Source organism: Spirillospora sp. NPDC049652, assembly GCF_040675125.1.
Taxonomy (GTDB): Bacteria; Actinomycetota; Actinomycetes; order Streptosporangiales; family Streptosporangiaceae; genus Spirillospora.
Genome location: NZ_JBFAOF010000231.1, coordinates 1 through 8972, shown reverse-complemented (window position 1 = coordinate 8972; position 8972 = coordinate 1). Strand labels below are relative to the sequence as shown.

Below are 8972 nucleotides of genomic sequence, written 5' to 3'. Positions count from 1 at the left end.
GCACCGCCCGGGGCCACCCCGCCGGTGCTGGTGATCGACGCGCTGGGCCGCAAGTGCCCGATCCCGATCATCATGCTGGCCGAGCGGATCCGGGAGATCCCGGTCGGGCAGGTCGTCGCCGTCCTCGCCGACGACCCCGCCGCGCACACCGACGTCCCGGCCTGGTGCCGGATGAAGTCGCAGGAGTTCGTCTGGGAGGAGCCCCTCCCCCAGGGCGGCTGGGGCTTCCACATCCGCCGCTCCTACTAGGGCGGCCCCTGTGCGCGCCCCCCTGGAGCTCGGGCGGGCGCGTGAAGCCCGGTTCAACGGCCTGAGCCCCGGGTGCGCGCCTTCGGCGTCGCGCCCGGGGCTAAGATCACGCGTTCTTCGCGCCGGCCGCCGCGGTCACGGGCGGCCGGCTGAGGTCGCGGCGTCGCTCAGGCGAGGTGGGCGCCGACCTCGGCGGCGGCCTCGTCGCCGTAGGTTCCGGCGAAGCGGGCCAGGAAGCGCTCCTTGACGATCGTGTACTCCTGGCCGCCGGGGACCTCCAGGGCGTGCGCGGCGACCAGGTTGCCGACCTGCGCGGCGCGCTCCAGCGGCAGGCCCCAGGCCGTCGCGGTGAGGAAGCCGGCGCGGAAGGCGTCGCCGCCGCCGGTCGGGTCGACGACCTTGTCCACGACGACGCCGGGGACGTGCAGCCCCTGCTCGCCCGCGCGGTCGATCACGGTGCCCTTGGCGCCGAGGGTGGTGATCCGGACGCCGACCCGCTCCAGGATCTCGGCGTCGGACCAGCCGGTCTTCTCCTCGCAGAGGGCCTTCTCGTACTCGTTGGTGAACAGGTACGCGGCGCCGTCGAGGAGGCGGCGGACGTCGATCCCGTCCATCCGCGCGAGCTGCTGGGACGGGTCGGCGGCGAACGGGATGCCCCGGGTGCGGCACTCGTCGCTGTGCCGGAGCATGGCCTGCGGGTCGTTCGGGCTGACCAGGACCAGGTCCAGCCCGCCGACGCGGTCGGCGACCGGCCGCAGCTCGATCTCGCGGGCCTCGCTCATCGCGCCGGTGTAGAAGCTGGCGATCTGGTTCTGGTCCTGGTCGGTGGTGCACAGGAAGCGCGCGGTGTGGTGCAGCTCGGAGATGTGCACCGAGTCGCAGTCAACGCCGTGCCGCTCCAGCCACGACCGGTAGTCGGCGAAGTCGTCGCCCACCGAGCCGACCAGGTAGGACGTCAGGCCGAGGCTGCCCATCCCGAAGCAGATGTTGGCCGCGACGCCGCCGCGGCGGATCTCCAGCTCGTCCACCAGGAACGACAGCGACACCCGGTCGAGCTGGTCGGGCATCAGCTGGTCGGTGAAGCGACCCGGGAAGGTCATCAGATGGTCGGTCGCGATGGATCCGGTTACGGCGATGCGCACGGCGTCGCTCTCCTCGTGGTGTGGCGTCCGGCTTGTCACCGGCTGTAGGACAACCCCAAGAGGCTACTTCCCGGAGCCGTGGCCCGCGCAACGGACGCGGGGAGTCCTACAGGGGCCACTTGGACGCCCCGCCGTCCCCGCCGCCCCGCCGGCACCGCCGCCCCCCGGCCCCGCAGTCCCGGCGGGCGAGGAGCGGAGTGTTCCGCGCGGCGGAAGCCTCGCGGGCATGCGAAAAGGCCGGCGCGTGGATCCGCACCGGCCTTTCGGGGCCCGTTCCTAGTTGAACGAGTCGCCGCAGGCGCAGGAGCCCGAGGCGTTGGGGTTGTCGATCGTGAAGCCCTGCTTCTCGATGCTGTCGACGAAGTCGATGGTGGCGCCGGTCAGGTACGGGGCGCTCATCCGGTCGACGCGGACCGACAGGCCCTCGAAGTCCTGGACGACGTCGCCGTCCATCTCGCGCTCGTCGAAGAACAGCTGGTAGATCAGGCCCGAGCAGCCGCCCGGCTGGACCGCGACGCGGAGGGCCAGGTCGTCGCGCCCCTCCTGCTCCAGCAGGCCCTTCGCCTTCTCGGCCGCGGCGTCGGTCAGCACGACGCCCTGCTGCGTGGTCTCCTGCGTGGTCTCGCCCGAAACCGTCATGTGGTGTGCTCCCGGGTCTACAGCGCCGCCGAGGCGACGTTACTTCACAGTTCCTGGAGGACGGCCCGCGGTACCGCTCGCGGTTTCCGCGGACTCCTGTTGTGAGAACAACGTACCCCGGCCTATGCCCATTCCATCTCCCGCCAGTCTTTCACGAGGAGACCTCGCTCACACCCCGGGTGCGGCGCGGCGCGGATGTGCGAGGATTAGTCGTCAAAGCGACGATAAGGGCCGTCGCAGGAGGGAGCATCCCGTGACCACCCCCGTACGCGATCTTCCGTTGCTGCTGCTCGGCACGGGTTCCGACCCCGCCAGCGAGCGCGGGGTCGACTGTCCCGGCGAGCTGCCGCCCGCGTCCGACCCGGAGCTGGTGGAGCGCGCCCGCGCCGCCAAGGCCGCCCTCGGCGGCGAGGTGTTCGTGCTGGGCCACCACTACCAGCGGGACGAGGTGATCGAGTTCGCGGACGTGACCGGCGACTCGTTCAAGCTCGCCCAGCAGGCCGCGGCCCGTCCGGACGCCCCCTACGTGGTGTTCTGCGGCGTCCACTTCATGGCCGAGTCCGCCGACATCCTCACCGCCGCCCACCAGCAGGTGGTCCTGCCGGACCTGGCGGCGGGCTGCTCCATGGCCGACATGGCCACCTTCGACCAGGTCGAGGAGTGCTGGGAGGTGCTGGAGGACGCCGGGATCGCGGAGGACGTCGTGCCGGTGACCTACATGAACTCCTCCGCCGACATCAAGGCGTTCGTCGGCCGGCACGGCGGCGTGGTCTGCACCTCGTCCAACGCCAAGCGCGCGCTGGACTGGGCCTACAGCAAGGGCTCGAAGGTGCTGTTCCTGCCCGACCAGCACCTGGGGCGCAACACGGCCGTCCTGGAGATGGGGCTCTCGCTGGACGACTGCGTCGTCTACAGCCCGCACCGTCGCGAAGGCGGCCTGAGCGGTCGGCAGCTCCGGGACGCGCGGATGATCCTCTGGCGCGGGCACTGCTCGGTGCACGGCCGGTTCAGCCTCGACTCGGTGGAGGACGTCCGGCGGCGCGTGCCCGGCGTGAACGTGCTCGTCCACCCCGAGTGCAAGCACGAGGTCGTCACCAACGCCGACCAGATCGGCTCCACCGAGTACATCATCCGGACGATCGAGAACGCCCCGGCCGGGTCGTCCTGGGCGGTCGGCACGGAGCTGAACCTGGTCCGGCGGCTGGCGAACGCGCACCCGGACAAGAACGTCATGTTCCTCGACAAGACGGTCTGCTTCTGCTCGACCATGAACCGCATCGACCTGCCGCACCTGGTCTGGTCGCTGGAGTCCCTGGCGCGCGGCGAGGTCGTCAACCGGATCGAGGTCGACCCGGACACCGCCCACTACGCCCGCCTCGCCCTCGACCAGATGCTGGCCCTCCCCTAACCCCTCCGCCGTGGTTCGCCGCTCCGGGCGGTCACCGGCCGCGCCCCTGATCGGGGGACGGCACAGGTGGCCGCCCTGAGCGGTTCGGGAGGCTCAGATCGCGGAGTTCTCCACCCAGCGGGCCAGCAGTTCCCCGTCACCCGCGGCGGAGATCCCGGGCCGGTCGACCCCGAGCCGCCCCCAGAAGAAGAGGTACAGGTCGGACGCGGTGGAGGCCCGCAGCGCCGCGTCGGCGTGGACGTCGTCGGCGGCGCTGGCACGCCGCCACCCGAAGCGGTCCTTCTCCAGGGCGACCGTCCAGCGGTCGCCGGTGTCGGCGGCGGTGAACGCGAGCGTCTGGCCGTCCCCGCGCAGTTGACCGACCTTCGGGGCGAACGGCGTGGTGTACGGCAGGTTCGCGAGGAACTCGTCCACGCCGTCGGCGGCGGTCTCGCCGGACAGTGCGAAGCCCCGGCCCAGGGCGAGGAACAGGTCGGCGCGGTGCACCGCGGTCTCGAAGAGCATCCGCCGCGACCAGAACCGCGCGTGCTGGTCACCGGCCCACGACCACATCCCGGCGTCCGGGTCGGCGGCGCGCAGCGTCGCGACCAGCGCCGCGCCGCCCTCGGCGAACCAGGACGCCAGGTCCGCGTCGCTTTCGGGCGGCTTCCCGGCTTGGCTCTTCGGGAGGCGGCCGGGCGCGAGCGTGCGGACCAGCATCTCCGCCCAGCGCTGCGTCATGCCCAGGTGGTGCGCCAGGTCACGGACCGTCCAGCCGGGGCAGGTCGGCACCGGCGCGTCCGGATCGGCATCTCGCAGCGCCTCCGCGAAGGCGGCGGCCTCCTGCCCGGTCGCGTCGCAGTACCGCTCGTGCGTCCACATGGCGTCCTCCGGGAGGCGCGGATCGGAGACGGGGCCCGAGGTCGGGAGTGGGCCGGGCGGGCCGGGGCGGCCGGGTCAGAGGCCGGGGGCTCCCCAGACCGGGAACCAGCGGCCGAGGTCGTCCTCGAACTTCAGGTCGGCGCCGACCGCGCCGCGCGTCTGGATCTCCAGGGCGTTGTCGCGGCGGTTGCCGGCCAGCGGGGCGAACGGGTAGAAGGTGCCGCGCTTGTACAGGTAGACCAGCGCGAGGCGCTGCCCGTCCGGGCCCTTGAAGCCGACCAGGGAGCACAGCAGGTGCGGGCCGAAACCGCCCGCCTCCAGCGTGGAGTTGACCGCGTGCAGGTCGGTGACGAGGCCCGGCACGTCGTCCGGGCTGTGCCGGGACAGCAGCCAGGTGTAGCCGAAGGAGTCCTGGCTGATCTCGACCTGCGGCGTGTCGCCGGAGTTCAGCAGCTCGACCGCGTCCTTCTGGAGCTGGGCGAACGCGCCGCCCTCGGCGGCCCGGAAGCACACCGAGCCGAGCCCGGTGGGGGTGAACCCCGCCGCGGCCTCCAGGGTGACCGCGGCGTTGCTGAGGCCGAACAGCGCGTCGAGATCGGGCTTGACCGGCTTGGACCGGCCGAGCAGGGCGTCCAGGAACCCCATCACACTCCCCTGCTGAGCTCGCCGGAGATCTTGTTGAGCTGCTCGAGCCGCTTGTCCAGCGTCGGGTGCGTGGAGAACAGCTGCGAGACGCTGAAGCCCTTGCCGAACGCCGGGGTGAAGAAGAAGGCGTTGAACGGCTGGGCCGCGCGCAGGTCGTTGGTCGGGATCCGGGCGATCTCGCCGGTGACCTTGGTGAGCGCGCTGGCCAGGGCGGACGGGCGGCCGGTCAGCAGCGCGGCGGCGCGGTCGGCCGACAGCTCCCGGTACCGCGACAGCGCGCGGGTGAGCAGGAAGCTGATCGCGTAGGCGACGGCGCTGACCGCGACCACGGCCATCAGCATCACCGCGGCGTTGTTGTCGTTGTTGCGCCGGTTGAAGCCGCCCCACAGGCCGAACTCCAGCCCGATCCGGGTGAGCAGCCCGGCGCAGATGCCGAGGAAGGAGGCGATCGTCATGACCGCCACGTCCCGGTGCGCGACGTGCGCCATCTCGTGGGCGAGGACGCCCTCGAGCTCCACCGGGTCGAGCCGGCGCAGCAGGCCGGTGGTGACGCACACGACCGCGTTCTTCTGGTTGCGGCCGGTGGCGAAGGCGTTCGGCACGTCGGTGTCGGCGATCGCGACCCGCGGCTTGGGCGCGTCGGACATCGCGCAGATGCGGTCGACCACGCCGTGCAGCTCGGGGGCCTCCTCCGGGGAGACCTCGCGAGCGTGCATCGCGAACTTGGTGATCTTGTCGGAGAAGAAGTACTGGACGAACAGGAAGACCAGGGCGGCGACCAGGCCGATCACGCCCAGCTTCGGAGAGATCACGAAGAACGCCGTCACGAACGCGACGTAGACCAGCCCCAGCAGGAACATCGTCACGAGCATGCGCGACGTCAGCCCCCGGTCGGAGGCGTAACGCGTGCGGGCCATCTTCCTCTTCTCCCGTCCCCCTGTGGTGCTCACCGGTACGTGCTACCCACCGGTACAACGTCCGGGCCCCGGCGTTCGTGCCGGGACCGGACGCCGCGCTAGTCCGGGATGAGCCCCTCGTCGCCGAGCATGGCGCTCACCTCGTCGATGCTGGCGTCCGCCGGCGGCAGGATCAGCTCCGACGGCTCCAGACTGTCGGCCGGCAGCGCCCGGCCGACCTTGCGGACGTTCTCCAGCAGCCCGTGCAGGGCCTTGCGGAACTCGTCCTCGCTGCCCGACTCGATGGCCGACTCGAGCGCGTCGTCGAGGGCGTTCAGCACGACCAGGTCCTCGGCGGCGACGTCGAGCTGGCCCTCGCCCATGATGCGGACGATCACTGGTGGCCTCCCGGCTGCTGCGGCCACTGGCCCTGGCCCTGCGGCTGGCCGTGCGGCGCGGCCTGGGGAGCGGCCTGCTGGTTCGGCTGGTGCGCCGGGGCGCCCTGGCCGGGGTTGAGCTCCTTCTGCGGGGTGCCCTGGCCGAGCTCGGCCTTCAGCGCCTCCAGCTCGGCGTCGACGCCCGGGCCGGAGCCCATGCGGTCGAGCTCGGCCTGGATGTCGTCGCGCGGACCGGAGAAGTCCTCGAGGGCGCCGGAGGCCAGCAGCTCGTCGATCGCGCCGGCGCGCGCCTTCATGTTCTCGGTCTTCTCCTCGGCGCGCTGGATCGCGAGGCCGACGTCGCCCATCTCCTCGGAGATGCCGGAGAACGCCTCGTTGATCTTGGTCTGCGCCTCGGCCGCCGTGTAGGTGGCCTTGATCGTCTCCTTGCGGGTGCGGAAGGAGTCGACCTTCGCCTGCAGCCGCTGCGAGGCGAGGGTGAGCTTCTCCTCCTCGCCCTGGAGCTGCTGGTACTGCGCCCGCAGGTCGTTGAGCTGCGAGTCCAGGCCGGAGCGGCGCGTCAGCGCCTCGCGGGCCAGGTCCTCGCGGCCGACCTGGAGGGCCTTGCGGCCCTGGTCGGTCAGCTTGTTCTGCTGCTGCTCCAGCTGGTTGATCTGGAGTTCCAGGCGCTTGCGCGAGGTCGCGACGTCCGCCACGCCCCGCCGGACCTTCTGCAGCATCTCCAGCTGACGCTGGTAGGAGTAGTCCAGGGTCTCCCGAGGATCCTCCATCTTGTCCAGGGCTTTGTTCGCCTTGGACTTGAAGATCATCGACATTCGCTTCATCACGCTCATCGCGCGGCGCCGGTCCCTTCGTGCTGGCTGACCCAGTCAATACTGGGCTCAATGACCACTGCTGGGGTTCTTATCACCCTACGCGTTAACGCGCGAGGCAGCCACGATGTTCGCAGCCGGTAGGCTGAGTTCCGTGTTCCGACGTCGTACCCAGGAAGCCCCCGAGGCTCCTTCCCCTGTAGCGGTCAAGCCCGGGGGCAAGGGCCGCCCCACGCCCAAGCGCAAGGACGCCGAGAAGCGGAGGCGTCAGCCCATCACGGCGCCGCAGAACCGCAAGGAGGCCTACAAGAGGCTGCGGGAGAAGCAGGCCGCCGAGCGCGCCCAGGCCCGTGAGGGCATGGCGCGGGGCGAGGAGCGGCACCTGCTCAAGCGCGACAGGGGCCCGGTCCGCCGGATGGCCCGCAACTACGTCGACTCGCGCCGCACCGTCAGCTCCTACCTCATGTACGCGCTGCTGGCGCTGCTGGTGCTGAACTTCGTGCCGATCCCGGCCGTCCGGCTGGCGATGCTGTTCGTCCCGCCGCTGGTGCTGCTCGTGGTGTTCGTCGAGGGCCTCCTGCTGGCGCGCGGCATGAACAAGCTCGCCGCCGAGCACTTCCCGGACGAGGACCGCAAGGGCCTCGGCGTCTACGTGGGGATGCGCGCGATGCAGGTCCGCCGGCTCCGCCAGCCCCGCCCGCAGCACGAGATCGGCGACACCTCCTGGATGCCCAAGAGCTGATACCGGGCCGCGATGACCCGGGGCCGCCGCCCCGGCGCGGGCCAGGCCAGCGCGGGCCGGACCAGGGCGGGGAGATGGCGGGAACACGCCCCGCCGACCGGGGTCCGGACGCGTCGTAGGGTCGGATCATGGAATTCCGACACCTCGGCCGCAGCGGCCTGAAGATCAGCGAAATCTCGTACGGCAACTGGCTCACCCACGGCTCGCAGGTCGAGGAGGACGCCGCGCGCGCCTGCGTGGCGGCGGCCCTCGACGAGGGCGTGACCACCTTCGACACCGCCGACGTGTACGCCGGGACGCGGGCCGAGGAGGTGCTCGGACGCGCCCTGAAGGGGCAGCGCCGCGAGAGCCTGGAGATCTTCACCAAGGTCTACTGGCCGACCGGTCCCGGCCAGAACGACCGCGGCCTGTCGCGCAAGCACGTCTTCGAGTCGGTCCACGCCTCGCTGCGGCGGCTGCAGACCGACTACGTGGACCTCTACCAGGCCCACCGGTTCGACCACGAGACGCCGCTCGAGGAGACCCTGCGCGCCTTCGACGACCTGGTCCGGCAGGGCAAGGTGCTCTACGTCGGCGTGTCGGAGTGGCGTCCGGAGGAGATCGAGCGCGCTCTGAAGATCGCCGACGAGATGGGCTTCGACCGGATCGTGTCGAACCAGCCGCAGTACAACATGCTGTGGCGGGTCATCGAGCCCGAGGTCGTCCCGCTGTGCGAGCGCGAGGGCATCGGGCAGATCGTCTGGTCGCCCATCGCGCAGGGCGTGCTGACCGGCAAGTACCTCCCCGGCCAGGAGCCGCCCGCGGGCTCCCGCGCCACCGACCGCGAGGGCCGGGGCGCGGACATGATCGCCGGGTTCATGCGGGACGAGGTGCTGCGGCGCGTCCAGGAGCTCCGGCCGATCGCGGAGGAGCTGGGCCTCAGCATGGCCCAGCTCGCCATCGCCTGGACCCTGCAGAACCCGAACGTCTCGTCGGCGATCGTCGGCGCGTCCCGGCCCGAACAGGTCAGGGACAACGTGAAGGCCGCCGGGGTGAAGCTGGACGCCGACGTCCTCAAGCGCATCGACGACGTCGTCGGCCCGCTGGTCGAGCGCGACACCGCCAAGATCCAGAGCCCCGCGACCCGGCCGTGACCGGGCGGGGGCGCCCCCGGCGTCCCCGCCGCCTCCCCGGTCCCCCG

The 8972-nt window shown here is 71.6% G+C and carries 11 protein-coding genes; 4 read left to right on the top strand and 7 right to left on the bottom strand.

Annotation, left to right across the window (positions count from 1 at the left end):
• Positions 1-24: 24 nt before the first annotated feature.
• A complete protein-coding gene (locus tag AB0J52_RS17140; protein WP_500182558.1) occupies positions 25-249 on the top strand; it encodes a sulfurtransferase TusA family protein in 225 nt (74 codons plus the stop codon).
• A 167-nt stretch (positions 250-416) separates the two neighbouring features.
• Here the strand turns inward: AB0J52_RS17140 and AB0J52_RS17135 are convergent, their stop codons facing one another.
• Complete coding sequence (locus tag AB0J52_RS17135) at positions 417-1391, bottom strand: carbohydrate kinase family protein (protein ID WP_500182557.1); 975 nt, start codon at positions 1389-1391, stop codon at positions 417-419.
• Positions 1392-1667: 276 nt separating this feature from the next.
• A complete protein-coding gene (locus tag AB0J52_RS17130; protein ID WP_500182556.1) occupies positions 1668-2030 on the bottom strand; it encodes a HesB/IscA family protein in 363 nt (120 codons plus the stop codon).
• Positions 2031-2283: 253 nt separating this feature from the next.
• On the opposite strand from AB0J52_RS17130, the gene nadA reads away from it, so the two are divergent.
• On the top strand, positions 2284-3438 hold the full coding sequence (gene nadA, locus AB0J52_RS17125; protein WP_500182555.1) for a quinolinate synthase NadA: 1155 nt from the start codon (positions 2284-2286) through the stop codon (positions 3436-3438).
• A 93-nt stretch (positions 3439-3531) separates the two neighbouring features.
• Here the strand turns inward: nadA and AB0J52_RS17120 are convergent, their stop codons facing one another.
• From AB0J52_RS17120 to AB0J52_RS17100, 5 genes are all read right to left on the bottom strand, one after another.
• Positions 3532-4299: a maleylpyruvate isomerase family mycothiol-dependent enzyme gene (locus AB0J52_RS17120; RefSeq protein ID WP_500182554.1), complete on the bottom strand. Its 768-nt coding sequence runs from the start codon at positions 4297-4299 to the stop codon at positions 3532-3534.
• A gap of 75 nt (positions 4300-4374) precedes the next feature.
• Entirely contained in the window at positions 4375-4944 is a 570-nt protein-coding gene (gene pspAB, locus AB0J52_RS17115) for a PspA-associated protein PspAB (protein WP_500182553.1), read from the bottom strand.
• The gene (htpX, locus tag AB0J52_RS17110; protein WP_500182552.1) at positions 4944-5861 is read right to left on the bottom strand and encodes a zinc metalloprotease HtpX; all 918 of its coding nucleotides are present in this window, start codon (positions 5859-5861) and stop codon (positions 4944-4946) included. The genes pspAB and htpX overlap by 1 nt, the downstream gene beginning before the upstream one ends.
• Positions 5862-5959: 98 nt before the next feature.
• Entirely contained in the window at positions 5960-6238 is a 279-nt protein-coding gene (pspAA, locus tag AB0J52_RS17105) for a PspA-associated protein PspAA (RefSeq protein ID WP_500182551.1), read from the bottom strand.
• Positions 6235-7071: a PspA/IM30 family protein gene (locus AB0J52_RS17100; protein WP_500182550.1), complete on the bottom strand. Its 837-nt coding sequence runs from the start codon at positions 7069-7071 to the stop codon at positions 6235-6237. Before AB0J52_RS17100 ends, pspAA begins: the two co-directional genes overlap by 4 nt.
• A 133-nt stretch (positions 7072-7204) precedes the next feature.
• On the opposite strand from AB0J52_RS17100, the gene AB0J52_RS17095 reads away from it, so the two are divergent.
• Positions 7205-7792, top strand: a complete 588-nt coding sequence (locus AB0J52_RS17095) for a DUF3043 domain-containing protein (RefSeq protein ID WP_500182549.1) — start codon at positions 7205-7207, stop codon at positions 7790-7792.
• 128 nt (positions 7793-7920) lie between these two features.
• On the top strand, positions 7921-8925 hold the full coding sequence (locus tag AB0J52_RS17090; protein WP_500182548.1) for an aldo/keto reductase family protein: 1005 nt from the start codon (positions 7921-7923) through the stop codon (positions 8923-8925).
• Positions 8926-8972: the final 47 nt, after the last annotated feature.